This window comes from Brevundimonas sp., assembly GCF_965279155.1.
Lineage (GTDB): Bacteria > Pseudomonadota > Alphaproteobacteria > Caulobacterales > Caulobacteraceae > Brevundimonas.
Genome location: NZ_OZ257138.1, coordinates 263,861 through 288,415, shown reverse-complemented (window position 1 = coordinate 288,415; position 24,555 = coordinate 263,861). Strand labels below are relative to the sequence as shown.

The following is a 24,555-nucleotide window of genomic DNA, read 5'->3' as shown; positions in this document are numbered from 1 at the left end:
GGATGGGCTGTGGATCACTGACTTCAGACGGTCATCGGCAAAAACACCGTCTAATCCGTCTAATTCGTCTGATCTCAGGCGCCGGTGACGTTGATCGCTACGGTCCAGACCATCAGCACGAAGCCGCCGCACGACGCCAGCGACAGCATATCTCTCATCAAACGCGGCATGACATTGTCTCCCACCAATCCGATATGTTCTGCTAATGTTCTATGTTGGCTTTTTGTTCTCGTCAACCATCGTGTTTGAAACCATTCGACCGACGCCGTCGTAGTGAGTGGAAACGGAGATCGACCGATGTCTAATCGCACCACGCTCGCCGCGCTCGCATCCCTGACCATCGGGGTGCTGGCGCTCGGCGCACCCCTGCCCCGCCCGGCCGAGGCCCAGACGACGCCGGCGCTTCAAACGGCCATCTTCGCGGGCGGCTGCTTCTGGTCGGAGGAAAAGGCGTTCGACGACCTGCCCGGCGTGCGTTCAGCGGTGTCCGGCTTCGTCGGCGGCCATACCGCCAATCCGACCTACGAACAGGTGGTGCGAGGCGGCACGGGTCACATGGAAGCCGTGCAGGTCACGTTCGATCCGCAGGTCGTCAGCTATCGCGCCCTGGTCGATCGCTACTGGCGCACCATCGATCCGACCGACCCGAACGGTCAGTTCTGTGATCAGGGCCCGTCCTATCGAGCCGCCGTCTTCGCCACGGGCGCCCAGCGCGCAGACGCCGTCGCCTCACGCGATGCGGCCATGCGGATCTTAAGAAAGAGCTTCACAACGCCGGTCGTCGGCGTTCAGCGGTTCTGGCGGGCGGGCGAGGAACATCAGGACTACGCCAAGCGACACGCCGCCAGCTATCAGGCCTATCGGGTCGGTTGCCGCCGCCCCGAACGCTTGCGGGCGATCTGGGGCGACGCCGCCGTCAGCTGATCAGTAGGCGTGGCTCAGTAGGCGTGACTCTCGGCCGCGCGCTCTTCCAGATGCCCGTCCTTCAGGGCGAAGACGCGGTCCATATGGCCGGCCAGCTCCATGTTGTGGGTCGCGATCAGGGCGGCGACGCCTGTATTCTTGGCCAGGTCGCGCAGCGCTTCGAACACCGATTGGCTGGTGGTTGGATCCAGATTGCCGGTCGGTTCGTCAGCCAGCAATAGCCGCGGGCCATTGGCGAGCGCACGGCCGATGGCGACCCGCTGCTGTTCCCCGCCTGACAACTGCGCCGGCTGATGCGTTAGCCGTTCGCCCAGGCCCAGGGCCGTCAGCGTGACCTCGGCGCGTTTGCGAGCCTCGTCTTGGGTCAGGCCCGCGATCCGCATCGGCAGGGCGACGTTGTCGCGCGCGTCGAACTCGGGCAGCAGATGGTGGAACTGATAGACGAAGCCGATCCGGCCCAGACGCAGGCGCGTGCGGGCGCGCTCGTCCAGATTTCCGACCTGTTCGCCGTCGATGGCGACCGTACCGCTGGTCGGTTTTTCCAACAGGCCCGCGGCGTGCAGCAGCGACGACTTGCCCGAGCCTGAAGGCCCGATCAGTCCGACCAGCTCGCCCGGAAACACGTCCAGATCGACGCCTTTCAGCACGGTCAGGCCGCCTTGCGCGGTGTCATAGGTGCGGGTCAGGCCGCGCACCGACAGGATGGGAGCCTTACTCATAGCGGAGCGCCTCCACAGGATCGATGCGAGACGCGGTCCAGGACGGCGGCAGGCTGGCGATACAGCTCATCAGCAGCGACCAGAAGGTCACCCAGGCCACGTCCGTCGGGTCCACCAGGGCTGGGATGGCGTCCAGCATATAGACGTCGGAATCGAACAGCTTGGTCTGCAGCACGAACTCCAGGAAATGCTGGATCGAGCCGATGTTCCAGCAGAACAGCAGCCCCAGCACCAAGCCGGCGATGGTTCCCGCTACGCCGATCATGGCCCCGGCCATGAAGAAGACCCGCAGGATGGACGACGGACTGGCGCCGATGGTGCGCAGGATGGCGATGTCGCGGCCCTTGTTCTTCACCAGCATGACGATGCCGGAGATGATGTTCATCGCGGCGATGGCGACGACCAGGCCCAGGATGATGCTCATGGCCACCCGCTCGACCTTCAGCGCGCCATAGAAGGCGGCGAGGCGCTCACGCCAGTCGCTGACGACCGCGCCGGGGCCGGCCGCATCTCGGATGGCGGCGGTCAGGGCGCCGACCTGATCGGGATCGTCGACCTTGATCTCGATGGCGTCCCACACGCCTTCCTTGCCGAAGAAGAGCTGTTGTTGTTCCAGCGGCATGAAGATGAAGGCGCGGTCATAGTCGGCGGCGCCCGAACGGAACAGGCCGCCGACGAAATAGGTCTTCTCAAGTCCGCCGAGATTGCCAAAAGCGCTGTCGGCGCCCGTCGGAGAATAAAGCGTGACCGGATCGCCGACCCGCAGCCCCATCGATGTCGCCAAGGCGGCGCCGACCAGGATGCGGTCGCCGCCGTAGGGCCCCTTGCCGAAGCCGGCGCGCTCCTGCGGCGTCAGGCTGTCGAACACATATTGGGTCTTGGCCAGATCTTCGGGACGGATGCCCTTGGCGATGGCGCCGGTCGTATAGCTGCCGACGCGGATCAGGCTCTGCGCCTCGTTCAGCGGACTGGCGCTGGCGACGCCGGGCACGGCCTGAATCCGTTTCAGCGCGGCTTCGCGATCTGGCGAGGTCAGGACGGCGCCCTGCACATACATGTGCCCGTTGAAGGCCAGCATCCGCCCTAGCAGCTCGCTGCGGAAGCCGGACATGATGCTCATGACGCTGATCAGCACGGCGACGGCCAGCATGATGCCGATGAAGCTGATCACCGCGATGGTGGCGACGCCGCCTTCCTTGCGCTTGGCGCGCAGGTAGCGGAGGGCCAGGCCGATCTCCCACGAGGAGAAGGCGCCGGAAGGACGGGACTGCAGGCTCAAGCGGTCAGCCTTTCGATGGCTTCGGCGAGCGGCACGGAAACCTTTTCGCCGGTGGCGCGACGCTTCAGTTCGACCACGCCGTCGGCCAGGCCCTTGGGACCGATGGTCAGTTGCCACGGCACGCCGATCAGGTCGGCGGTGGCGAACTTGCCGCCCGGACGCTCGTCGGTGTCGTCGTACAGCACGTCCTTGCCGAGTTTCTCCAGCTGGACCACCGCGTCTTCACAGGCGGCGGAGACCGCGGCGTCATTGGCGCGCAGATTGATCACGACCACGTCGAACGGGGCCACGGCGTCGGGCCAGATGATGCCGCCCGCATCGTGGCTGGCCTCGATGATGGCGCCCAGCAGGCGCGACACGCCGACGCCGTAGCTGCCCATGTGGACCTCGGCGTCCTGGCCGTCAGGTCCTGCGACCTTGGCCTTCATCGGCGCCGAGTATTTCGTGCCGAAATAGAAGATGTGGCCGACCTCGATGCCGCGCGCGGACAGACGGTCGCCCTCGGCGGTCTGAGCCTCGAACTGGGCCGCGTCGTGCATTTCCTCGGTCGCGGCGTAAAGCGCGGTGCGCTCATCGACGATGGATTGGAGATCATCCCAGTCCACGTCCGCGCCCGGCGCCGGCATTTCGACCAGGGCCTTGTCGCAGAAGACCGCGCTCTCGCCCGTCTCGGCCAGAACGATGAACTCGTGGCTCAGGTCGCCGCCGATGGGGCCGGTGTCGGCGCGCATCGGCACGGCCTTCAGACCCATTCGAGCGAAGGTGTTCAGATAGGCCACGAACATGCGGTTGTAGGCCTTGCGGGCCGAGGCCTCGTCCACGTCGAAGGAATAGGCGTCCTTCATCAGGAACTCGCGGCCGCGCATCACGCCGAAGCGGGGCCGGCGCTCGTCGCGGAACTTCCACTGGATGTGAAACAGGTTCAGCGGCAGCGACTTGTAGGACTTCACATAGGCCCGGAAGATGTCGGTGATCATCTCCTCATTGGTCGGCCCGTACAGCAGTTCGCGCTCGTGACGGTCGGTGATGCGCAGCATCTCGGGGCCGTAGGCGTCATATCGGCCGCTCTCGCGCCACAGGTCGGCCAGTTGCAGGGTCGGCATCAGCAGCTCGACCGCGCCTGCGCGCATCTGCTCCTCGCGCACGATCTGCTCGACCTTGCGCAGCACCCGCAGGCCCAGCGGCAGCCAGGCGTAGATGCCGGCGGCCTCCTGCTTGATCATGCCGGCGCGCAGCATCAGCTGATGCGAGACGATCTGGGCGTCCGAAGGGGCTTCCTTCAGCGTGGGCAGGAAAAAGCGCGACAGGCGCATGATGGGAATCCTAGGCGTAGAGACGGAACAAGGCTTTAGCCGCTGGACCGGGGCGAAAGCTAGGCCGGGTTGCGGTTTAGACGGCCGGGCCGTTGGCGAAGTTCGGCAAGGGCAGCCAACCGGTGAATATCAGCACCATGACGAAGATCCAGACCAGGGCCGACACCCAGGTGGTGGTCACGAACTTCTTCTTCAGGTTCGGGGTCGTGGGCGCGCCCCATTGCGTGCCGTCGGTCGGCGGCTCGTGCGTCTCGCTCGCCGTGCCCAGCGGCAGAACGGCGAACAGCACCGTCCACCAGGCGATGATGTAGATGCCGACCATGGTGAAGACGCCGATGGGCATGACGGACCTCTAGGGATGGGGCCGGCCGACGCCGTAGCGGGCGGCCAGATAGGGGGCGATGGCGTGATCCTGAAGGAAGCGACGGCCGGTCGTTGCGCTGACCTGCGCATCTGGCCAGTCGAGCGTATTGTCCAGGATCAGGATGGGGCAGCTTTGATGCGTCTCGCCGACCTGGTCGATGACCGGCTGACGCGGACGGGGATGATCGAGATAGACGACCTCCAGCGCATCCCGAAGCTGAGGATAGAAGGCCAGCACGCCCTCGATATAGGCGCCGGGCGGGCAGAACCACGGCCCGCCCTGGTCGTCGTGCCAGTCGGGGTTCAACAGGAAGAGTCGCTCAGCCATCAGTGGGATATATCCGAGTTGAGGAGATTGTCGCGACCGCTATTCGCATTCGGCCCCGAACCCCGGCGCACGCAGGGCCAGCAGGATCGACGAGCGGGCCTTCTGTGTAATCGCGTCCGATCCTTGCAGCACGCACCCGACCGCCGTGTTCGAGTTGGGCGCCAGCAGTCCATAGGTCAGGCCCTCGGCCGCCAGTCGCGCCTGCGCGCCCTTCAGCGTCTCGATGGCCGTGGCGACGCGGGCTGGATCGTTGGTGATGCGGGTCATCTCGTGCAGCGCCTCGCCCGAACTGGGGAAGTCATAGGCGTTCGGGTTGAACGGCGCGATCTCGGCGGACAGGCGTTCGGGGTGGGTATCGATGCCGAACTTGGCGTTTTGGCTGGCGGAAAAGGCGACGGCCGGCCCGCTATCTGGCACCACCAGGATGTAGGCGTGGCGCGGAAACAGCAGATACTGCGCCATGAACTTGGTCACCGGCACCAGGGGCATATCGTCCGGCCCCAGGGCGTGGGCGCCGACATAGACGCCGCTCGGCACGCTGCGCGCATCGATCCGGCCGTTCAGTTTCAGTATCCGATCCACCATCACATGGTCGAGCAGAAAGACGCCGTCCTCGGCCTCGCGCTCCAGGAAGGCGTGGATGGCGACGGTGTCGGGCGCCGGCCCCAGGTCGCGGCCATAGACGGTAGGAAAGGCCGTGGGCGACATGGGCGCACCGTCCGGCGGGCTGAACCACAGCACGCGAAGTTCGTGAACCGTGCGGGACAGCGGATCCTCGCCGCGGAACGTCGACAGGCTGAGCACCAGATTGACGGCGGCGAACAGGGCGACGAAGCCGACCATCCCCTGCCCCACGATAACCGCCCAGCGCCGCCAGCCGCGCAGCGGATGCCGGGCATGACGCACCCGCTCCAGCAGACGGCGCGCGCGCGTGGGTTTGTCAGACATGGGTTCCCCCGACCGTTCAGGCGCGCAGAAAATGCGCCCGAACAGTCAAGGTTGCATCAGACCCGCAGGACCACGGTCTCGACGATGGGACGACGATCCCAGATCTGCTGGCTGGCCTTCTTCAGCACGCGAGCCACAGCCTGTTCGATGACCATTTCGTCGTCCAGGGCGTCGCCCTTCAGACCCTTGATCACCTGCTCGACCCGCTCAGCCAGCTTGTCCAGCGCGTCGCCCAGGGGCGTGCCGGTGTCGCCCGGCAGGCCGACGCTGCGGATGTCGATGTCGCTGGCGATGCGGCCGCGCTTGTCCAGGGCGAAGCTGACGATCAGCACGCCATTGGTGGAGGCGTGGCGACGCTCCTTCAGGGCCTCGCCCTGTTCGGTCACCAGCATGCCGCCATCGACGTACAGGCGGCCGTTCGGCACCTCGTCGATGATCTTGGCCGGGCCAGGCGCCAGGCGGACCATGTCGCCGTTGCGCGGCGTCACGGTCTCCTTGATGCCGATGTCCTTGGCCAGGTTGGCGTGTTCCAGCAGGAAGCGGCGCACGCCGTGGGTCGGCACCGCGATCTGCGGCCGAACCCAGTCGTACATCTGCTTCAGTTCGTCACGGCACGGGTGGCCCGAGACGTGGATGCCGGGGTGATCCTTCTCCGTGTAGAGGCGCACGCCCCGGTCCGCGAGACGGTCCTGCAGATTGCCGATAGCCAGCTCGTTGCCGGGGATCTGGCGCGACGAGAAGATGCAGTGGTCGCCCAGACCCAGCTTCACGACCGGGTGGGTGCCGTCGGCGACGCGCGACAGGGCCGCACGGGCCTCGCCCTGGCTGCCGGTGCACAGATACAGGATCTGGTCGGCGGGCCAGACGCGGGCCTCTTCGTCCGACAGGAAGGGCTTCACATCCTGCAACATGCCGACGTGTTTGGCGGCCGCAGTGATCTTGTGCATCGAGCGACCGGCCAGCGACACGCGACGTCCGCAAGCCTCGGCGGCGCGGATGACGCTGTCCATACGGGCGACGTTGGAGGCGAAACAGCCCACGGCGACGCGGCCCTTGAGGCTGCCGATCAGTTTGGAGATGGCGACGGCCACATCGCCTTCGGACCCGGCGACGCCCGGCACGAAGACATTGGTCGAATCACAGACCATGGCCAGCACGCCCTCGTCGCCCAGGGCTCGGATGGCGGGAGCATCGGTCTTCTCGCCGATGATCGGTTGGTCGTCGATCTTCCAGTCGCCGGTGTGGAACACCATGCCCAGCGGGGTGTCGATGGCCAGGCCGCTCGGCTCGGCGATCGAGTGGCTCATGTTGACGAAGGTCACGCCGAACGAACCGACGTCCACGGTCCCGCCCAGCGGCACCTCGATCACCTCAACCTCGTCAAAGATGCCGCGCTCGCGCAGCTTGTCCTTGATCAGATAGGCGGTGAAGGGGGTGGCGTAGACCGGCGCCTTGATGCGCGGCCACAGCCAGCCCAGAGCGCCGATGTGGTCCTCGTGCGCGTGGGTCAGCATGATGCCCTTGATGTTTTCGCCTTCCAGAAAGGCGGGATCGGGCACGATCACATCCACGCCGGGCGTGGACAGGTCGCCGAAGGTGACGCCGACATCGACGATCAGCCATTCACGATTGTCCGCCGGACCGAAGCCATAGGCGTTGAGGTTCATACCGACTTCGTCGGAGCCGCCCAGAGGCAGGAAAACGAGTTCGTCTTGGTTTTGCTTTTTCATTCAATCAGTCAAATGGGCGTTACGACGCCAGATTTCGAGGAGGCCGCGAATAGTAAGGTCGGGATCGAAGTGATCGATGCTGTCGGTCGCGCCTTCGAACAGGCTGGCGACGCCGCCGGTGCCGATGACGGTCATGGGCCGCGCCCACTCCGCCTTGATGCGCTGGACCAGACCTTCGATCAACGAAATATAGCCCCAGAAGACGCCGGACTGCATGGCCTCGACCGTGCCCTTGCCGATGACGTGTTCGGGTTTCTGGATGGCGATGCGCGGCAGTTTGGCAGCCGCCTCATGCAATGCCTGAAGCGACAAATTGATTCCGGGGGCGATCAGCCCGCCTTCGAACGCGCCGTCGCTGGACACGATATCGAAGGTCGTCGCCGTGCCGCTATCGATCAGCAGCAGGTCGCCGGGATAGAGCAACGACGCTCCGACCGCGTTGACCAGCCGGTCGGCGCCGGCCTCGCTGGGCTTGGCGATCCGCACCTCGATGCCCAGTTCGGCGTTCTCGCCGATGACCAGGGGTTCGATGTTCAGATAGCGCCGGGCCAGATTGCGCAGGTTGAAGATCGATTGCGGCACGACGCTGGAGATGATGCAGCCGCTCAGGGCGTCGAACTCCAGCCCCTTCATGACCATCAGTTGGTTCAGCCAGACGGCATATTCGTCGGCCGTGCGGCTAGCCTCGGTCGCGGCGCGCCATTGCGCGATCCAGTCCGAGCCGTCGTGAACGGCGAACAGTGTATTGGTGTTGCCCTGTTCGATCGCCAGCAGCATCAGGCGGCCTTACCGAAAAACACGTCGCCGGCGGAGATGAGGCGCACCGAGCCGTCGGCCAGACGCAGGCGCAGGGCGCCGTCCGGCTCCACGCCCTCGGCCAGACCTTCCAGAGTCTCATTGTCCAGACGCGCAGTGCACGGGCCGTTCAGCCCGGTCAGGCGACTGGTCCAGGCGTCCAGCACCGGCTCGAAGCCCATCGTCTGCCAGCGGCCCCACCAGACGGCGAAGGTCTCGGCCAGAATCTCGGCGGCGGCCTCGATGGGCGGGACATAGGCCAGGTCGGCGCGCAGGCGCGCGGCGATGGACGTCGCGCCGCGCTCGGTGCCTTCCGGCGCATGGGCCAGGTTCACGCCGATGCCGACCGCCAGCCACAGATCACCGTTCGCATGCGCGCCGGACTCGACCAGGATCCCGGAGACCTTCGCCCCGTCCAGCAGGACGTCATTGGGCCATTTGATCGACACCAGGGCCGGCGAGACGAAGACGTCCAGCAGGTCGGCGACGGCCAGGGCCGCGACGAAGGTGGCCTGAGCCGCCTCGGCCGCCAACTTGGGCGTGGTGACCAGAAGGGTGGCGGCCAGATTGCCCTGATCGCTTTCCCACCTGCGTCCGCGACGGCCGCGACCGGCGGTCTGACGCCGCGCCACGATCCAGCGGGGTCCGGCCTCCCCGGCTTCGGCAAGGCGGCGCGCCTCGGCGTTGGTCGAGTCGATCTCGTCGAGGATGACCAGGGGGGCGGCCGTCAACGCCCTACCCGTTCCCGAAGCCGGCGCTCGCAACCTTGGTCAGCGGCTCCAGCCAGGTCAGACCGACGATCACCAGCGGGAAGGCGAAGGCGGCGCAGGCCCAGCCGATCCACTTGGCCTCGACCGGCGCGGCATCCGTCGCAATGTCGTCCACAGGCGCATCGAACCACATCAGCTTCAGGATGCGCAGATAGTAGAAGGCGGCGACGACCGAAGCGACCAGACCGGCGGCGGCGACAGGCCACAGGCCGGCGTCCGCAGCGGCGCCGAACACATAGTACTTGCCCCAGAAGCCCGAGAAAGGCGGCATGCCCAGAACCGACAGCGACAGGACGGTCAGCGCCACGGCCGTCAACGGACGATCCTTCTTCAGACCGGCGAGGTCGGCGATGCGGCGGATCGGACGGCCCGACTTGGACAGGCTGAGCAGGATGGCGAAGAAGCCCAGCTGGTCGATGACATACAGGGTCATGAACATCAGCATGGCCTGCAGGCCCTCGGCCGTGCCCGCCGCGATGCCCAGAAGCGCATAGCCGATGTTGGCGATCGACGAATAGGCCAGCAGGCGCTGGATGTCCTTCTGCGCCAGGCCGCCGAAGGCGCCGACGACGAAGCTGATCAGGGAAATGGCGATCAGGACCTGCGACCACTGGGCATGGGCGTCGCCGAAACCGTGTTCCAGCGCGCGGGCGATCAGGACCATGGCGGCGACCTTGGGGGCCGTGGCGAACAGGGCCACGACAGGCGTCGGCGCGCCCTCATAGACATCGGGCGTCCACATGTGGAACGGCGCGGCCGAAACCTTGAACGCCAAGCCGCAGATCAGGAAGACCAGGCCGAAGACCAAGCCAGGACCGGGGTTGTCTTGGGCGAAGGCGGCGATGTCCTCGAACCGCATCGAGCCGGCGAAGCCGTAGATCAGGCTGGAGCCGTAGAGCAGCAGGCCCGACGACAGGGCGCCAAGGACGAAATACTTCAGGCCCGCTTCGGACGCCTTGACGTCATTTCTGTGGAAGGCGGCCAGCACATAGAGGGCCAGCGAGTGCAGCTCGATGCCCACATACATGGAGATCAGGTCGCCCGAGGACGCCATCATCCCCATGCCGACCGAGGCCAGCACGATCAGGACCGGATATTCGAACTTGGCGATGCGCGTGCGCTTCATCCATCCGTCGCCCAGCACGACCGCCACGGCGGCGGACAGATAGATCAGGCTCTTGGCGTAGATGGCCAGCGGATCGGCGACATAGGCGCCATTGAAGGCGACGCCCCACGGGCCGACGATGGCAATGACCGACGCGGCGATCAGCAGCAGGACCGACAGGATTGAGACCAGACGGGCGCTCTTGTCGCCGATGAAGGCGCCGACCATCAGCAGGACCAGGGCGCCGACCGCGAGGGTGACTTCCGAGGCGGCGAGATGCAGGGCGGAGGACAAATCAGGCATTATGGTCTCACCCGCCGATCGCGGCGCGATAGGCGTTGGTCAGGGCCTCGACGGCAGGCCCGGTGTAATCGAGGACGGCGGCCGGATGGACCCCCAGCCAGATGGTGCCAACGATCAACGGCACGAACAGCAACAGTTCGCGCTTGTCGACGTCGGTGATGGTCTGAAGCTTCGGATTGGTGATCTCGCCGAACATCACGGCCCGGTACAGGGTCAGGGCGTAGACCGCCGAGAAGATCACGCCCGAGGCCGCGACCAGGGCCGCCCAGGTCGAGGCCTGATAGGCGCCCGTCATGGTCAGCACTTCACCGACGAAGCCCGAAGTGCCCGGCAGGCCGACGTTGGCCATGGTGAACATCAGGAAGATGGCCGCATACCAAGGCATCCGCGACGTCAGGCCGCCGTAGAAGGCGATCTCGCGGGTGTGCATCCGGTCGTAGACGACGCCGACGCACAAGAACAGCGCGCCCGAGATCAGACCGTGGCTGATCATCTGGAAGATGGCGCCCTGCATGCCGACGTCATTGCCCGAGAAAATGCCCAGGGTGACGAAGCCCATGTGGGCCACGGACGAATAGGCGATCAGCTTCTTGATGTCCGTCTGACGCCAGGCGACGAGTGAGGTGTAGACGATGGCGATCACCGACAGGGTGAAGACCAGCGGGCGGAACATCTCGGACGCGACCGGGAACATCGGCACGTTGAACAGGATGAAGCCGTAGCCGCCCAGCTTCAGCAGGATGCCGGCCAGGATGACCGAACCGGCCGTCGGCGCCTGAACGTGGGCGTCGGGCAGCCAGGTATGGACCGGCCACATCGGCATCTTGACCGCGAACGAGGCGAAGAAGGCCAGCCAAAGCAGCGGCTGAACCGCCGGGTCGAAGGCGTATTGCTTCAGTTCCGGGATGCTGGTGGTGCCGGCCTCATGGGCCATCCACAGCATGGCCAGCAGCATCAGGACGGACCCCAGCAGGGTGTAGAGGAAGAACTTGTAGGCGGCGTAGATCCGGTTCGCCCCGCCCCAGATGCCGATGATCAGGAACATCGGCACCAAGGTGCCTTCGAAGAAGATGTAGAACAGGAACAGGTCCAGCGACGTGAATACGCCGATGACCAGCGTCTCCAGCACCAGGAAGGCGATCATGTATTCGACGACGCGCGTCTCGATCGATTTCCAGCTGGCCAGGATGCAGATCGGCATCAGGAAGGCGGTCAGCAGCACGAACAGGATCGAAATCCCGTCCACGCCCAGGTGATAGCTGGCGCCCGCGAACCACGGGACCATCTCGACGAACTGATAGCCGGTGTTCGACGGATCGAATCCGGCGACCAGCCCGATCGAGACCGCCAGCGTGACCAGCGTCGTGACCAGGGCGATCCAGCGCGCGGCCGGAGCGGCGGCGTCGGCCGACTTGAAGGTCAGCCGGGCGACGAAGAGCGCCAGCGCCCCGATCAGGGGCAGGAATGTAACGATGCTCAGGATGTAGGGCACGAGATCAGGCTCCCCACGCGAGGATGGCGAAGGTGAGCAGACCGGCGACCCCCAGCAGCATCACGAAGGCATAGTGATAGACATAGCCGGACTGGATCTTGGCCAGTCGAGCGGCGGATTTCAGCGACACCCAGGCAGCGCCGTTCGGGCCGAGACCATCGATGATCTTCACGTCGAAGACCTTCCAGAAGAAATCGCCGATGGCCTTGAAGCCGCGCACGAAGACGAAGTCGTACAGCTCGTCGAAATACCACTTGTTGTAGAGGAAGCGGTAGATGACGCCGTTCCGCTCGGCCATGCGTCGGCCCATGCCTTCGCGAGCGACATAGATCCAGTAGGCGAAGGCCGTGCCGGTTAGGGTCAGGATCAGCGGCGACCACTTCACCCAGGTCGGAACCGAGTGACTGTCGTGCAGGACGTGGTTGTGTTCGCCGACGAAAATGGCTCCGCGCCAGAACTCGGCCTCGTGGTGGCCGATGAAGTGCGGCGCGAAGACGAAACCGGCGGCGACGGCGCCGACCGACAGCAGGATGAGCGGAACCAGCATCACCCACGGGCTTTCGTGCGGCTTCAGCGGACCATGATGACCGTGATCGTCGTGCGCGTGGTCATCATGCGCGTGAGCGTCTGTGACCGGCTCGGAATGCGTCTCCAACTGAGCGTGCGAGGCGTGGTCATCCCCGTGATGGGCATGGCCCTCTTCCTTCCACACAGGCTTGTTGTGGAAGGTCATGAAGACCAGGCGCCACGAATAGTAGGCCGTCAGACCGGCGGCGATGATGCCGACGAAGAAGGCGAACAGGCCGATCGCGCTGTGGCCGTTGGCAGCCGAGGCATAGGCGCTCTCGATGATCGAGTCCTTGGAATAGAAGCCGGCGAAGCCGCCGACGCCGGGGATGCCCAGGCCGGTAATGGCGATGGTGCCGATGGTCATCACCGCATAGGTGACCGGCAGCAGCTTCCACAGGCCACCCATCTTCCGCATGTCCTGCTCGTGATGCATGCCGTGGATCACCGAACCGGCGCCCAGGAACAGCAGGGCCTTGAAGAAGGCGTGCGTGAACAGGTGGAACATGGCGGCCTGATAGGCGCCGACGCCCGCTGCGAAGAACATGTAGCCCAGCTGCGAACAGGTCGAATAGGCGATGACCCGCTTGATGTCGTTCTGGGTCAGGCCGACCGTGGCGGCGAACAGGGCCGTGATCGCGCCGATGATGGCGATGATCTGGGAGGCGCCCGGCGCATACTCATAGATCGGCGACAGCAGGCAGACCATGTAGACGCCGGCGGTCACCATGGTGGCGGCGTGGATCAGCGCCGACACGGGCGTCGGGCCTTCCATCGCGTCGGGCAGCCAGGTGTGCAGGAAGAACTGGGCCGACTTGCCCATGGCGCCGATGAACAGCAGGAAGCCGGCCAGATCCAGGGCGGACCATTGGACGCCCAGGAACTCCCACGTCGTGTTCGCCTTGGTGGCGATCATCGGGAACAGTTCGGCGAACTCGATCGTGCCGTACATCCAGAAGATCGTCATGATCCCCAGGACGAAGCCGAAGTCGCCGACGCGGTTAACGACGAAGGCCTTGATGGCGGCTGCGCTGGCGGTCGGTTTCTTGAACCAGAAACCGATCAGCAGATAGGATGCCAGGCCCACGCCTTCCCAGCCGAAGAAGATCTGCATGAAGTCGGCGGCCGTCACCAGCGCCAGCATCATGAAGGTGAACAGCGACAGATAGGCAAAGAAGCGCGGCCGGCTGTCGTCCTCGGCCATGTAGCCCCAGGAATACAGGTGGACCAGCGACGAGACGCTGGTCACCACGATCAGCATGGTCGCCGACAGGGCGTCGATGCGGATCGACCAGGCCGACTGGAAATCGCCCACATTGATGAAGGGCGCCAGGCGAATGGTGAAGGGCTCCATATGGCCCCAGGTCCATTGCCCGAACACCGTCCAGGCGACGGCGCACGAGAAGAACAGCAGGCCGGTCGTTACGGCCTGCGACGGGATATTGCCGATCCGGCGTCCGAAGAAGCCGGCGACGGCCGCGCCCAGCAGCGGGGCGAAGATCCCGAGAATGACGAGGGTATGGAAAGTCACGCTCAACCCTTCATCACGGAGGCGTCGTCGACGGCGATGTCGCCGCGGTTACGGAAGAAGGTCACCAGGATGGCCAGGCCGACAGCGGCCTCAGCCGCAGCGACGGTCAGGACGAACATCGCCATGATTTGCCCGCTGATGTCGTTCAGATAGGTCGAGAAGGCGACGAAGTTTATGTTCACCGCCAGCAGGATCAGCTCGATCGACATCAGGATGATGATGACGTTCTTGCGGTTCACGAAGATGCCGAACACCCCGATGGTGAACAGGATCGCAGCGACCGTCAGATAGTGGGTCAGACCGATGTCCATCAGAGAAGCTCCTCGGCGCTGACGCCCTCGCCCGTCGCGGCAGGCTTGATCTCGACCGACTTGCGACGGTCGCGGTTCACCTGATCGCCGGGGTTCTGGCGTTTGATATTCGGCTTGTGGCGCAGCGTCAGGGTGATGGCGCCGATCATCGCGATCAGCAGCACGATCCCGGCCGCCTGGAAGAAGTAGACGTAGTCCGTGTAGAGCACGCGACCGATGGCCTCGACATTGGTGACGCTGGCGTCCGGAGCAACCGGGGCCGGCAGACCAGCAGCAGCCCCGCCCTGAACCACGGCGACCGAGACGATGATCATCTCGACCAGCAGTACGGCGGCGATGATCGCCCCCAGCGGCAGATAGCGCGCGTAACCTTCGCGCAGCTTGAGGAAGTCCACGTCCAGCATCATGACGACGAACAGGAACAGCACCGCGACCGCGCCGACATAGACGACGACCAGCAGCATCGCCAGGAACTCGGCGCCCAGCAGGACGAACAGACCGGCCGAGGAGAAGAAGGCCAGGATCAACCACAGCACGCTGTGCACGGGGTTGCGCGCGGTCACGACCAGAAGGCCGGAAACCGTGGCGACCGCCGCCAGCAGATAGAAGGCTATGCCTTGCAGCATGTCGGGACGAAGCCCCTTTCGTATCGGCCGCGACCCCGTTTCAGGAATCGCCGACCCGTTTGCGTGAGCGCCTTAGCGGTAAGGCGCGTCGAGTTCCAGATTCTTGGCGATCTGCCGTTCCCAGCGGTCGCCGTTATCGAGCAGGCGTTGCTTGTCGTAGAGCAGCTCCTCGCGCGTCTCGACGGCGAATTCGGAGTTGGGCCCCTCCACGATGGCGTCCACTGGGCAGGCCTCCTGGCAAAGGCCGCAGTAGATGCATTTGACCATGTCGATGTCGTAGCGGGTCGTGCGACGGCTGCCGTCGGCGCGCGGTTCGGCCTCGATGGTGATGGCCTGGGCCGGGCAGATGGCCTCGCACAGCTTGCAGGCGATGCAGCGTTCCTCGCCGTTGGCGTAGCGGCGCAGCACGTGTTCGCCGCGGAAGCGCGGCGACTGCGGGTTCCGCTCGAACGGATAGTTCACGGTCATCTTGGGCCGCGCCATATACTTCAGCGACAGACCGATGGCGCCGATGACGTCCAGCATCATCGCGCCCTTGGTCGCCTGGACGATACGGGTGAACATCAGGGCTTATCCTTGGGGGCGGGCGTCGTCTTGGGGGCGGTCTGGGAAGCGGTCTGGCTGGCGCGCCAGTCCTGTTCGATGCGGTCCTGGCGTTGCTGCCACTGATAGCTCGACTCGGGCATGCGCGTATTGTCGGGCGCGCAGGCGGCCGTCAGCGTCAGCAGGCCGAAAGCTATGACAAGACCCTTCATCACGACCCCACCACGAAGACGCGCCAGGCCGAGACGATCACGACCGCCACCAGCGAGGTCGGCAGGAAGATTTTCCAGCCCAGGCGCATCAGTTGGTCATAGCGATAGCGCGGCACGAAGGCCTTCACCATCGAGATGCAGACGAACCAGAAGACCGTCTTGGCCATGAAGGTCAGAAGATAGATCGTATAGGCGATCCAGGCCGGCAGGCTGTCTATCCAGGCCTGCGGTACGCCGGGGTTCCAGCCGCCGAAGAACAGCAGGCTGATCATCGCCGACATGAAGACGATGTTGACGTACTCGCCCATCATGAACAGCAGGTACGGGGTCGAGCTGTATTCGACCTGATAACCGGCGACCAGTTCGGACTCGGCCTCTGGCAGGTCGAATGGCGGACGGTTCGTCTCGGCCAGGGCCGAGATGAAGAAGATGATCGACATCGGGAACAGGATCACGACCAGCGGCCAGGTGTCGGCGCCGCCGCCGAAGCCGTACCAGTTCCAGAACATGCCCTTCTGGCTGTCGACGATGGCCGACAGGTTCATCGTGCCGGCCAGCAGGATCACATTGATGATGATCAGGCCCAGCGAGACTTCATAGGACACCATCTGCGCGGCGGAACGCAGCGAGCCCAGGAACGGATACTTCGAGTTCGAAGCCCAGCCGCCCATGATGATGCCGTACACGCCCAGCGACGACACCGCGAAAATGTACAGGATGCCGACGTTCAGGTCCGACACCACCCAGCCGGGGGCGAACGGAATGACGGCCCAGGCCATGAAGGCCAGGATCACGGTGATGATCGGGGCGATGATGAAGACCGCCTTGTCCGCGCCGGCCGGGATCACGACCTCCTTCAGCACGAACTTGATCATGTCCGCGAAGGACTGAAGCAGGCCGAAGGGACCGACGACGTTCGGACCCTTGCGCATCTGCACGCCCGCCCAGACCTTGCGGTCGGCCAGCAGCAGGAAGGCGACGGCGATCAGAACGCCGACCGTGATCAGCAGGACCTGACCGAGGGTGATCAGCGTCCAGCCCAGAGGCGTGGCCCAGAAGGAAACGGGGTCCATGGCTTACTCCGCCGCCATTGCGACCGGGGCGATCCGCAGGGCGGACAGCTCGGCCATCGTCGCGCTGGCGCGCGCTATCGGATTGGAAAGATAGGGGTCGGTGATCGCCGAGGCGAACACCCGGTCGCCCAGATCGCCCTTGGCGCCCAGAGCCGCAACGTCGAACGGCGCCGGCGCGGGCAGATAGTCGATCCGGCCGAAGGTCGGATGATCGCCCATCAGCTTGGCGCGCAGTTGCTCCAGCGTGTCGTAAGGCAGGGTCTGATCGACGCGAGCCGACAGGGCGCGGATGATGGCCCAGTCTTCCTTGGCCTCGCCCTTGGGGAAGACGACGCGTTCGGCCATCTGCACCCGACCCTCGGTATTCACATACAGGCCGGCCTTCTCGGTATAGGCCGCACCCGGCAGGATCACGTCGGCGCCGTGCGCGCCACGGTCGCCGTGGCTTCCCAGATAGACGCGGAAGGCGTTCGAACCGGTCGGATCGACCTCGTCGGCGCCCAGCAGGAACAGCAAGTCCAGCGCATCCGGCTTCAGCATCTCGGCGACCGTCAGGCCGCCTTCAGCCGGCACGAAGCCCATATCCAGACCGGCGACGCGCGATGCGGCGTGGTGCAGGACGTTGAAGCCGTTCCAGCTGTCGCTGACGACGCCGACCTTCTTGGCCAAGGCGCCCAGGGCGTTCAGGACGGCCGGGCCGCCCTGCCCGTTCAGCGCGCCGGAACCGACGATGATCGCCGGACGCTCGGCCTTGGTCAGGAAGTCCATCGCCGACTTGGGCAGCTTGCCCAGGGTCTGCGAACCGGCGCCCAGATAGGCGTAGTCGAAGGTCAGATCGGCCTGTTCGCCGATCAGGCCGATCTCGACGTCGCCCTTGATCCAGCTCTTGCGCAGACGCGCGTTCAGCAACGGCGCCTCAATGCGCGGGTTCACACCCACGATCAGGATGGCGTCAGCCTTTTCAATGCCTTCCAGGCCGGTGTTGAACAGCCAGCCCTCGCGCGGACCATAACCCAGGGCGGCGCCGTCCTGGCGGCAATCGGTGTTGTTCGAGCCCAGGGCGCGGAACAGATCCAGCGTCGCCTTCATCGACTCGGCGTCCTGCAGGTCGCCGGCGATCACGCCGATCCGATCGGCCGGGGCGGCCTTCAGCTTGGCGGCGACGGCGTCCAGCGCCTCGTTCCACGAGGCGGCGCGCAGCTTGCCGTTTTCGCGAATCCACGGGCGATCCAGACGACGCGCGGTCAGGCCGTCGACGACATAGCGGCTCTTGTCCGACAGCCACTCCTCGTTGATGCCCTCGTTCACGCGCGGCAAAACGCGCATCACTTCGGAGCCGCGGAAGTCGGCGCGGATGTTCGAACCAAGGGCGTCCATGACGTCGATGGTCTCGGTCTTCTTCAGTTCCCACGGACGATAGTGGTACTGCCACGGACGGTGCGTCAGGGCGCCGACGGGGCACAGGTCGTTGACGTTGCCCGACAGTTCCGAGGCGACCGACTTCTCCAGATAGGTCGTGATCTCGGCGTCCTCGCCGCGCGAGATCATGCCGATGTCCGGCACGCCGGCGACTTCGGTGATGAAGCGGACGCAGCGCGTGCACTGGATGCAGCGCGTCATGAAGGTCTTGATGGTCGGACCCATGACCTTTTCTTCGACCGCGCGCTTGTTCTCGGCATAGCGAGACCCGTCGCGGCCATAGCCCATGGCCTGGTCCTGCAGGTCGCACTCGCCGCCCTGGTCGCAGATCGGGCAATCCAGCGGGTGGTTGATGAGCAGGAACTCCATCACCCCTTCGCGGGCCTTCTTGACCATCGGCGTGTCGGTGAAAATCTCCTGACCTTCGGCGGCCGGAAGCGCGCAGGAGGCCTGCGGCTTCGGCGGTCCGGGCTTCACCTCGACCAGGCACATGCGGCAGTTGCCAGCGATGGACAGGCGTTCGTGGTAGCAGAAACGCGGAATTTCTTGTCCCGCGCGCTCGGCGACCTGGAGCACGGTCATGCCGGGCTCGAACTCGGTTTCGACGCCGTTGACCTTGGCGATAGGCATCAGCGGGCCTCTTGCTTGGCGGCGGGAGCCGCCATTTGTACATCTACGGACATCGGTTGACCGTCGCGGAACAGGCCCGCACCGTCGGCTTCCGCCCGGCATTCGAATTTCAGCACGCCGCCATCAACCGGCGCGCGCCACGACACTTCAGCCGCTTGTTCGCCGGTGGCCTTGAAGGTGACGGCGTCACCTTCTTGACCGAACATGCGGTTCACCACGTCACGACAAGCCGACTCTAGATCAGCAGGAGCCGCCGCTTTTGAAACCGGCGCAGCCTCGATCTCGGCCGCAGCCGAAGCCGTAGGCGCCGACGTCGCCTGAGGCGCAGCCTTCTCCCCATCGCCGCAAGCGGCGAGGGTCGGCAGGATCAGCAGCAGGGCGGCGGCGAGACGCATGGTCACTCCGCTGCGATCGCATGGCCGGCGAAGTTCGCGCGGCGGCTGCGGTAGTTGGCGATACGGTCTTCGATCTCGTGACGGAAGTGACGGATAAGGCCCTGCACAGGCCAGGCGGCGGCGTCGCCCAGGGCGCAGATGGTGTGGCCCTCGACCTGGCTGGCGACGTCCAGCAGCAGGTCGATCTCCGACGGATCGGCCTCGCCCACGGCCATACGCTCCAGCACGCGCCACATCCAGCCGGTGCCTTCGCGGCACGGCGTGCACTGGCCGCAGCTCTCGTGCTTGAAGAAGTAGCTGATGCGGGCGATCGCCTTCACGATGTCGGTCGACTCGTCCATGACGGTGACACCGGCCGTTCCCAGCGACGAGCGAACCTCGCGCATGGAGTCGAAATCCATCAGGACCGTCTCGGCCTGTTCGCGCGTGATGACCGGGCAGGACGCGCCGCCGGGGATGATGGCTTTCAGATTGCCCCAACCGCCGCGAACGCCGCCGCCGTGATCCTCGATCAGCTGACGCAGCGGGATCGACATGGCCTCTTCGACGACGCACGGCGTGTTCACGTGACCCGACAGGGACATCAGCTTGGTGCCGGTGTTGTTCGGGCGGCCGAAGCCGGCGAACCAGTCCGCGCCGCGACGCAGGATGGTGCCGACGACGGCGATGGACTCGACGTTGTTCACCGTGGTCGGGCAGCCGTATAGACCCGCGCCGGCCGGGAACGGCGGCTTCAGGCGCGGCTGGCCCTTCTTGCCTTCCAGCGATTCCAGCAGGGCGGTCTCTTCGCCGCAGATATAGGCGCCGGCGCCGTGGTGGATATAGACGTCGAAGTCCCAGCCGTGGACGTTGTCCTTGCCGATCAGCTTGCCTTCGTAGGCCTGCTTGACGGCGGTTTCCATCCGCTCGCGCTCCAGCACGTATTCACCGCGCAGGTAGATGTAGCAGGCATGGGCCTGCATCGCGAAGCTGGCGATCAGCGCGCCTTCGATCAGCAGGTGCGGATCATGACGCATGATCTCGCGGTCCTTGCAGGTCGCGGGCTCGGATTCGTCGGCGTTGATGACCAGGTAGTGAGGACGATCCTTCACCTCCTTGGGCATGAACGACCACTTCAGGCCCGTCGAGAAGCCCGCGCCGCCACGGCCGCGCAGACCCGAGGCCTTGACGTTGTTGATGATCCAGTCGCGGCCAAGGTCCAGCATGTCCTTGGTGGCGTTCCAGGCGCCGCGGTTCTTCGCCCCGTCCAGCGTCCAGTCCTGGAAGCCGTACAGATTGGTGAAGATGCGATCCTTGTCTTCGAGAATGCCGATCATGGCCCTCAGAGTCCTTCCGCCAGACGGCGTTTGTGGTGGCGCGTGCGCATCCAGATGGCCGCGATGACCATCACCCAGCCCGCCGCCAGCATGAAGTAGGAGAGATTGACCGCCCACGGCCCGACTGCGCCCTGACGCGACATCAGGATCAGAACGGCCGCGCCGACGACCATGGCCAGTCCGCCCGCCCGCAGCGGACGCCCGACGTTGCGCAGTTCCTTGCGATAGGCCGCGCGGCCTTCGTCGGTGCTCAGATCAGGCGGCGACATCAGGCCGGCGCCTTCTCGACCGGCGCCGGGTCGCTGTTCGGCAGCTTCTTGATCGGCTTGGCGGCCGAACCGTCATACAGCTTGGCGTCCAGCAGCGTCTTGGCGCCACCCGCCGGTTCCGACGTAATCCGACCGGCATAGGAGCCAGGCTTCGGTGTCTTGCCGGCGGCGAAATCGTCGATGATCTGGCCTATGGTATCGGGCGTCAGGTCTTCGAAATAGTAGTCGTTGATCTGGGCCATCGGGGCGTTCGAACAGGCGCCCAGGCACTCGACTTCCTGCCAGGTGAAGCGACCGTCGGCGGACAGGTGATCCTTGGGACCGATCTTTTCCTTGCAGACCTTCATCAGCTCATTGGCGCCGCGCAGCATGCACGGCGTGGTGCCGCACACCTGGATCAGCGCCGTCTTGCCGACCGGCTCCAGCATGAACATGGTGTAGAAGGTCGCGACCTCCAGCACCCGGATGAAGGGCATGCCCAGCAGTTCGCCGATGGCGCGGATGGCGGGTTCGGAGACCCAGCCCTCCTGCTTCTGCACCAGCCACAAGATCGGGATCACCGCCGACTGGCGACGGCTTTCCGGGTATTTCTTGATCCACCACTCGGCCTTGGCCGTCGTGTCGGCCGTAAAGGCGAACGAGGCCGGCTGTTCCTTGGCGAGACGACGAACGCTCATCGGTCCACTTCTCCGAAAACGATGTCGAGCGAGCCGAGGATGGCGGACACGTCGGCCAGCTGGTGACCGCGGTTCATCCAGTCCATCGCTTGCAGCGAGCGGAAGCCCGGCGCCGAAATCTTCACGCGATAGGGTTTGTTGGTGCCGTCCGACACCAGATAGATGCCGAACTCGCCCTTGGGCGCTTCGACCGAGGCGTAGACCTCGCCCTCAGGCGTCTTGAAGCCCTCGGTGTACAGTTTGAAGTGATGGATCAGGGATTCCATCGACCGCTTCATCTCGCCACGGCGCGGCGGAACGATCTTGTTGTCCTCGATCATGACCGGCTCGCCGGGGCAGTTGCGCAGCTTGTGGATGCACTGCTCCATGATCCGCACCGACTGCTTCATCTCTTCGATGCGCACCAGATAGCGGTCCCAGCAGTCGCCGTTCTTGCCGACGACCACGTCGAACTCCAGCTCGGCATAGCACTCGTAGGGCTGCGACTTGCGCAGGTCCCAGGCGATGTTCGAGCCACGCAGCATCACGCCGGTGAAGCCCCACTCCAGGGCCTGCTGCTTGGACACCACGCCGATATCGACGTTGCGTTGCTTGAAGATGCGGTTCTCGGTGACCAGGCTTTCGATGTCCTTCAGCGCCGGCGGGAACTCGTGGCACCAGCGGCCGATGTCATCGATCAGGTCCATCGGCAGGTCCTGGTGGACGCCGCCCGGACGGAAATAGTTGGCGTGCAGACGGGCGCCGCAGGCGCGCTCGTAGAACACCATCAGCTTTTCGCGCTCCTCGAAGCCCCAGAGCGGCGGCGTCAGGGCGCCGACGTCCATGGCCTGGGTCGTCACGTTCAGCATGTGCGACAGGATGCGGCCGATTTCCGAATACAGAACGCGGATCAGCTGCGCCCGGTACGGCACCTCAATGCCCAGCAGCTTCTCGATGGCCAGGCAGAAGGCATGCTCCTGGTTCATCGGCGCGACGTAGTCGAGACGATCCAGATACGGCACGTTCTGAAGATAGGTGCGCGCCTCCATCAGCTTCTCGGTGCCGCGGTGCAGCAGGCCGATGTGCGGATCGACGCGTTCGACGATCTCGCCGTCCAGCTCCAGCACCAGGCGCAGCACGCCGTGCGCGGCCGGGTGTTGCGGACCAAAGTTGATGGTGAACTTGCGGTCTTCCATGTCACGCGCGTGGGCGGTGCGCGTGTCGAGTTCGTCCTCGAACACATCGACACCCAAGGGCGGCAGGGTTGGGTTTCCGTCAGCCATTACGCCTGGCCTCCCGCCTTCTCGTCGCCCGGCAGGACCGGCGCGGGGTATTCGGCGCCTTCCCAGGGCGACAGGAAGTCGAACGTGCGGAACTCTTGCGTCAGCTTGACCGGTTCATAGACCACGCGGCGCTGTTCCTCGTCGTAGCGGACCTCGACATAGCCCGTCATTGGGAAGTCCTTGCGGAGCGGATGGCCTTCGAAGCCGTAGTCCGTCAGCAGGCGACGCATGTCCGGGTGGCCCGAGAACAGCATGCCGTACATGTCGTAGGCTTCACGCTCAAACCAGTTGGCGGCCGGATAGGCCGAGATGACCGACGGCACCGGTTGGGTCTCGTCGGTCGACACCTTGACGCGCAGGCGCGCGTTCCGGGTCATCGACAGCAGGTGATAGACGACCTCGAACCGCTCCTTGCGATCCGGATAGTCCACGCCACACAGGTCCAGCAGTTGCTGGAAGCCGAACTGATCGCGCAGCGCCGTCAGCACCTCGACGATCCGCTCGCGCGGCGTGACCAGCGTCAGCTCGCCATAGGCGATCTGCGCCTCGACACCCAGCGCACCGACCATCTCGGCGCCCAGCGGCGTCAGGGCGGTTTCCTGTTGGGCTTGAACAGCCAGAGACGTCATCGGTCGATGGTCCCCGTGCGACGGATCTTCTTCTGCAGTTGCAGCAGGCCGTAAAGCAGCGCCTCGGCCGTCGGCGGGCAGCCGGGCACATAGACGTCCACCGGCACGACGCGGTCGCAACCGCGCACGACGCTGTAACTATAGTGGTAGTAGCCGCCGCCGTTGGCGCAGCTGCCCATCGACACGACGTAGCGCGGGTCGGGCATCTGGTCGTAGACCTTGCGGATGGCCGGGGCCATCTTGTTGGTCAGGGTGCCGGCGACGATCATCAGGTCCGATTGGCGCGGACTGGCGCGGGGCGCCATGCCGAAGCGCTCGACGTCGAAGCGCGGCATCGACATCTGGATCATCTCGACGGCGCAGCAGGCCAGGCCGAAGGTCATCCACATCAGCGAGCCGGTGCGCGCCCAGTTGATGACGTCGTCGGCGGCGGCGACAAGATAGCCCCGCTCGCCGAGTTCCATGTTCACGGCCTCGAAGAACTTGTCGTGGAGCTTGGGATCATAGCCCTCAACGGTCGAGCGCGCGGCGGAACCGGCCGGAACCAGCGGCGAGCCGGAAGCCGTGACCAGGGTCGGCGGCGTGGAAGCGGCGACTACTCCCATTCCAGGGCTCCCTTCTTCCACTCGTAGATAAAGCCGATGGTCAGCACGCCCAGGAAGACCATCATCGACCAGAAGGCGAAGATCATGCCGCCGTGCGACAGGTCGAACATCGACACCGCCCACGGGAACAGGAAGGCCACTTCCAGGTCGAAGATGATGAACAGGATCGACACCAGATAGAAGCGGATGTCGAACTTCATGCGCGCATCGTCGAAGGCGTTGAACCCGCACTCATAGGCCGAAAGCTTTTCGGAATCCGGATTCTTCGGCGCCAGCAGAAGCGGCAGCGCGATGAACAGGATGCTGATCAGGCCGGCGACGCCCGCGAAGATGACCACCGGAAGATATTCGAGAAGGAATGCGTTCATTCGAAGAACCTCGTCCGCCGGGGAGAGGCGGGATTCGGCGCTTCTTAGACCCA

The 24,555-nt window shown here is 65.0% G+C and carries 27 protein-coding genes; 1 reads left to right on the top strand and 26 read right to left on the bottom strand.

Annotation, left to right across the window (positions count from 1 at the left end):
* Positions 1-297: 297 nt before the first annotated feature.
* The gene (msrA, locus tag ACQY72_RS01395; protein ID WP_428155192.1) at positions 298-924 is read left to right on the top strand and encodes a peptide-methionine (S)-S-oxide reductase MsrA; all 627 of its coding nucleotides are present in this window, start codon (positions 298-300) and stop codon (positions 922-924) included.
* Between the two features lie 14 nt (positions 925-938).
* On the opposite strand, the gene ACQY72_RS01390 is transcribed toward msrA, so the two are convergent.
* The 26 genes from ACQY72_RS01390 to ACQY72_RS01265 form a co-directional block, all read right to left on the bottom strand.
* Entirely contained in the window at positions 939-1,643 is a 705-nt protein-coding gene (locus tag ACQY72_RS01390; RefSeq protein WP_428155190.1) for an ABC transporter ATP-binding protein, read from the bottom strand.
* On the bottom strand, positions 1,636-2,922 hold the full coding sequence (locus tag ACQY72_RS01385; RefSeq protein ID WP_428155188.1) for a lipoprotein-releasing ABC transporter permease subunit: 1,287 nt from the start codon (positions 2,920-2,922) through the stop codon (positions 1,636-1,638). The genes ACQY72_RS01390 and ACQY72_RS01385 overlap by 8 nt, the downstream gene beginning before the upstream one ends.
* A complete protein-coding gene (proS, locus tag ACQY72_RS01380) occupies positions 2,919-4,235 on the bottom strand; it encodes a proline--tRNA ligase (protein WP_428155186.1) in 1,317 nt (438 codons plus the stop codon). The genes ACQY72_RS01385 and proS overlap by 4 nt, the downstream gene beginning before the upstream one ends.
* A gap of 76 nt (positions 4,236-4,311) precedes the next feature.
* Complete coding sequence (locus ACQY72_RS01375) at positions 4,312-4,578, bottom strand: DUF1467 family protein (RefSeq protein WP_428155184.1); 267 nt, start codon at positions 4,576-4,578, stop codon at positions 4,312-4,314.
* 9 nt (positions 4,579-4,587) lie between these two features.
* Positions 4,588-4,926, bottom strand: coding sequence for a DUF3088 family protein (locus ACQY72_RS01370; protein ID WP_428155182.1), 339 nt, complete (start codon positions 4,924-4,926; stop codon positions 4,588-4,590).
* A 39-nt stretch (positions 4,927-4,965) separates the two neighbouring features.
* The gene (locus ACQY72_RS01365; RefSeq protein WP_428155181.1) at positions 4,966-5,874 is read right to left on the bottom strand and encodes a hypothetical protein; all 909 of its coding nucleotides are present in this window, start codon (positions 5,872-5,874) and stop codon (positions 4,966-4,968) included.
* 56 nt (positions 5,875-5,930) lie between these two features.
* Positions 5,931-7,604 (bottom strand): ribonuclease J, encoded by a 1,674-nt coding sequence (locus tag ACQY72_RS01360; protein WP_428155179.1) that lies wholly within the window; start codon positions 7,602-7,604, stop codon positions 5,931-5,933.
* Entirely contained in the window at positions 7,605-8,384 is a 780-nt protein-coding gene (locus tag ACQY72_RS01355) for a type III pantothenate kinase (protein WP_428156733.1), read from the bottom strand.
* Positions 8,381-9,130: a biotin--[acetyl-CoA-carboxylase] ligase gene (locus ACQY72_RS01350; protein ID WP_428155178.1), complete on the bottom strand. Its 750-nt coding sequence runs from the start codon at positions 9,128-9,130 to the stop codon at positions 8,381-8,383. Before ACQY72_RS01350 ends, ACQY72_RS01355 begins: the two co-directional genes overlap by 4 nt.
* Positions 9,131-9,134: 4 nt before the next feature.
* Positions 9,135-10,577, bottom strand: a complete 1,443-nt coding sequence (gene nuoN / locus ACQY72_RS01345) for an NADH-quinone oxidoreductase subunit NuoN (protein ID WP_428155176.1) — start codon at positions 10,575-10,577, stop codon at positions 9,135-9,137.
* A gap of 7 nt (positions 10,578-10,584) precedes the next feature.
* Positions 10,585-12,069, bottom strand: coding sequence for an NADH-quinone oxidoreductase subunit M (locus tag ACQY72_RS01340; RefSeq protein WP_428155175.1), 1,485 nt, complete (start codon positions 12,067-12,069; stop codon positions 10,585-10,587).
* Between the two features lie 4 nt (positions 12,070-12,073).
* Complete coding sequence (nuoL, locus tag ACQY72_RS01335; RefSeq protein WP_428155173.1) at positions 12,074-14,167, bottom strand: NADH-quinone oxidoreductase subunit L; 2,094 nt, start codon at positions 14,165-14,167, stop codon at positions 12,074-12,076.
* Positions 14,168-14,169: 2 nt separating this feature from the next.
* Complete coding sequence (nuoK, locus tag ACQY72_RS01330; RefSeq protein ID WP_135195887.1) at positions 14,170-14,478, bottom strand: NADH-quinone oxidoreductase subunit NuoK; 309 nt, start codon at positions 14,476-14,478, stop codon at positions 14,170-14,172.
* Complete coding sequence (locus tag ACQY72_RS01325) at positions 14,478-15,104, bottom strand: NADH-quinone oxidoreductase subunit J (protein ID WP_428155172.1); 627 nt, start codon at positions 15,102-15,104, stop codon at positions 14,478-14,480. The genes nuoK and ACQY72_RS01325 overlap by 1 nt, the downstream gene beginning before the upstream one ends.
* Positions 15,105-15,176: 72 nt before the next feature.
* The gene (gene nuoI / locus ACQY72_RS01320; RefSeq protein ID WP_159851118.1) at positions 15,177-15,668 is read right to left on the bottom strand and encodes an NADH-quinone oxidoreductase subunit NuoI; all 492 of its coding nucleotides are present in this window, start codon (positions 15,666-15,668) and stop codon (positions 15,177-15,179) included.
* Entirely contained in the window at positions 15,668-15,859 is a 192-nt protein-coding gene (locus ACQY72_RS01315) for a hypothetical protein (protein ID WP_428155171.1), read from the bottom strand. Before ACQY72_RS01315 ends, nuoI begins: the two co-directional genes overlap by 1 nt.
* The gene (gene nuoH / locus ACQY72_RS01310; RefSeq protein WP_428155170.1) at positions 15,859-16,932 is read right to left on the bottom strand and encodes an NADH-quinone oxidoreductase subunit NuoH; all 1,074 of its coding nucleotides are present in this window, start codon (positions 16,930-16,932) and stop codon (positions 15,859-15,861) included. Before nuoH ends, ACQY72_RS01315 begins: the two co-directional genes overlap by 1 nt.
* Positions 16,933-16,935: 3 nt before the next feature.
* Positions 16,936-18,981 carry an NADH-quinone oxidoreductase subunit NuoG gene (gene nuoG / locus ACQY72_RS01305; protein WP_428155169.1) on the bottom strand — a complete coding sequence of 682 codons (2,046 nt, stop codon included), beginning with the start codon at positions 18,979-18,981 and terminating at the stop codon, positions 16,936-16,938.
* On the bottom strand, positions 18,981-19,376 hold the full coding sequence (locus ACQY72_RS01300; protein WP_428155167.1) for a hypothetical protein: 396 nt from the start codon (positions 19,374-19,376) through the stop codon (positions 18,981-18,983). The genes nuoG and ACQY72_RS01300 overlap by 1 nt, the downstream gene beginning before the upstream one ends.
* A 2-nt stretch (positions 19,377-19,378) precedes the next feature.
* Positions 19,379-20,692 carry an NADH-quinone oxidoreductase subunit NuoF gene (nuoF, locus tag ACQY72_RS01295; protein WP_428155165.1) on the bottom strand — a complete coding sequence of 438 codons (1,314 nt, stop codon included), beginning with the start codon at positions 20,690-20,692 and terminating at the stop codon, positions 19,379-19,381.
* Between the two features lie 5 nt (positions 20,693-20,697).
* Positions 20,698-20,961, bottom strand: a complete 264-nt coding sequence (locus ACQY72_RS01290) for a hypothetical protein (RefSeq protein WP_346495316.1) — start codon at positions 20,959-20,961, stop codon at positions 20,698-20,700.
* Positions 20,961-21,638, bottom strand: coding sequence for an NADH-quinone oxidoreductase subunit NuoE (gene nuoE, locus ACQY72_RS01285; protein ID WP_428155163.1), 678 nt, complete (start codon positions 21,636-21,638; stop codon positions 20,961-20,963). The genes ACQY72_RS01290 and nuoE overlap by 1 nt, the downstream gene beginning before the upstream one ends.
* Positions 21,635-22,813: an NADH-quinone oxidoreductase subunit D gene (locus ACQY72_RS01280; RefSeq protein ID WP_346495527.1), complete on the bottom strand. Its 1,179-nt coding sequence runs from the start codon at positions 22,811-22,813 to the stop codon at positions 21,635-21,637. The genes nuoE and ACQY72_RS01280 overlap by 4 nt, the downstream gene beginning before the upstream one ends.
* 86 nt (positions 22,814-22,899) lie before the next feature.
* Positions 22,900-23,529, bottom strand: coding sequence for an NADH-quinone oxidoreductase subunit C (locus tag ACQY72_RS01275; protein ID WP_428155162.1), 630 nt, complete (start codon positions 23,527-23,529; stop codon positions 22,900-22,902).
* Positions 23,526-24,155, bottom strand: coding sequence for a NuoB/complex I 20 kDa subunit family protein (locus tag ACQY72_RS01270; RefSeq protein ID WP_428155160.1), 630 nt, complete (start codon positions 24,153-24,155; stop codon positions 23,526-23,528). Before ACQY72_RS01270 ends, ACQY72_RS01275 begins: the two co-directional genes overlap by 4 nt.
* Positions 24,125-24,502 carry an NADH-quinone oxidoreductase subunit A gene (locus ACQY72_RS01265; RefSeq protein ID WP_409715304.1) on the bottom strand — a complete coding sequence of 126 codons (378 nt, stop codon included), beginning with the start codon at positions 24,500-24,502 and terminating at the stop codon, positions 24,125-24,127. Before ACQY72_RS01265 ends, ACQY72_RS01270 begins: the two co-directional genes overlap by 31 nt.
* Between the last annotated feature and the right edge of the window lie 53 nt (positions 24,503-24,555).

Coding starts and splice junctions, on each gene's coding strand:
- nuoK (WP_135195887.1), bottom strand. CDS start 14,478: ATGGACATCGGTCTGACCCACTATCTGACGGTCGCTGCGATCCTGTTC.
- nuoE (WP_428155163.1), bottom strand. CDS start 21,638: ATGAGCGTTCGTCGTCTCGCCAAGGAACAGCCGGCCTCGTTCGCCTTT.
- ACQY72_RS01275 (WP_428155162.1), bottom strand. CDS start 23,529: ATGACGTCTCTGGCTGTTCAAGCCCAACAGGAAACCGCCCTGACGCCG.
- nuoH (WP_428155170.1), bottom strand. CDS start 16,932: ATGGACCCCGTTTCCTTCTGGGCCACGCCTCTGGGCTGGACGCTGATC.
- ACQY72_RS01300 (WP_428155167.1), bottom strand. CDS start 19,376: ATGCGTCTCGCCGCCGCCCTGCTGCTGATCCTGCCGACCCTCGCCGCT.
- ACQY72_RS01290 (WP_346495316.1), bottom strand. CDS start 20,961: ATGTCGCCGCCTGATCTGAGCACCGACGAAGGCCGCGCGGCCTATCGC.
- ACQY72_RS01325 (WP_428155172.1), bottom strand. CDS start 15,104: ATGCTGCAAGGCATAGCCTTCTATCTGCTGGCGGCGGTCGCCACGGTT.
- ACQY72_RS01375 (WP_428155184.1), bottom strand. CDS start 4,578: ATGCCCATCGGCGTCTTCACCATGGTCGGCATCTACATCATCGCCTGG.
- ACQY72_RS01365 (WP_428155181.1), bottom strand. CDS start 5,874: ATGTCTGACAAACCCACGCGCGCGCGCCGTCTGCTGGAGCGGGTGCGT.
- nuoG (WP_428155169.1), bottom strand. CDS start 18,981: ATGCCTATCGCCAAGGTCAACGGCGTCGAAACCGAGTTCGAGCCCGGC.
- nuoF (WP_428155165.1), bottom strand. CDS start 20,692: ATGATCGGCATTCTCGAAGACAAGGATCGCATCTTCACCAATCTGTAC.
- ACQY72_RS01390 (WP_428155190.1), bottom strand. CDS start 1,643: ATGAGTAAGGCTCCCATCCTGTCGGTGCGCGGCCTGACCCGCACCTAT.
- msrA (WP_428155192.1), top strand. CDS start 298: ATGTCTAATCGCACCACGCTCGCCGCGCTCGCATCCCTGACCATCGGG.
- ACQY72_RS01360 (WP_428155179.1), bottom strand. CDS start 7,604: ATGAAAAAGCAAAACCAAGACGAACTCGTTTTCCTGCCTCTGGGCGGC.
- ACQY72_RS01265 (WP_409715304.1), bottom strand. CDS start 24,502: ATGAACGCATTCCTTCTCGAATATCTTCCGGTGGTCATCTTCGCGGGC.
- ACQY72_RS01315 (WP_428155171.1), bottom strand. CDS start 15,859: ATGAAGGGTCTTGTCATAGCTTTCGGCCTGCTGACGCTGACGGCCGCC.
- ACQY72_RS01370 (WP_428155182.1), bottom strand. CDS start 4,926: ATGGCTGAGCGACTCTTCCTGTTGAACCCCGACTGGCACGACGACCAG.
- nuoI (WP_159851118.1), bottom strand. CDS start 15,668: ATGTTCACCCGTATCGTCCAGGCGACCAAGGGCGCGATGATGCTGGAC.
- ACQY72_RS01280 (WP_346495527.1), bottom strand. CDS start 22,813: ATGGAAGACCGCAAGTTCACCATCAACTTTGGTCCGCAACACCCGGCC.
- nuoN (WP_428155176.1), bottom strand. CDS start 10,577: ATGCCTGATTTGTCCTCCGCCCTGCATCTCGCCGCCTCGGAAGTCACC.
- proS (WP_428155186.1), bottom strand. CDS start 4,235: ATGCGCCTGTCGCGCTTTTTCCTGCCCACGCTGAAGGAAGCCCCTTCG.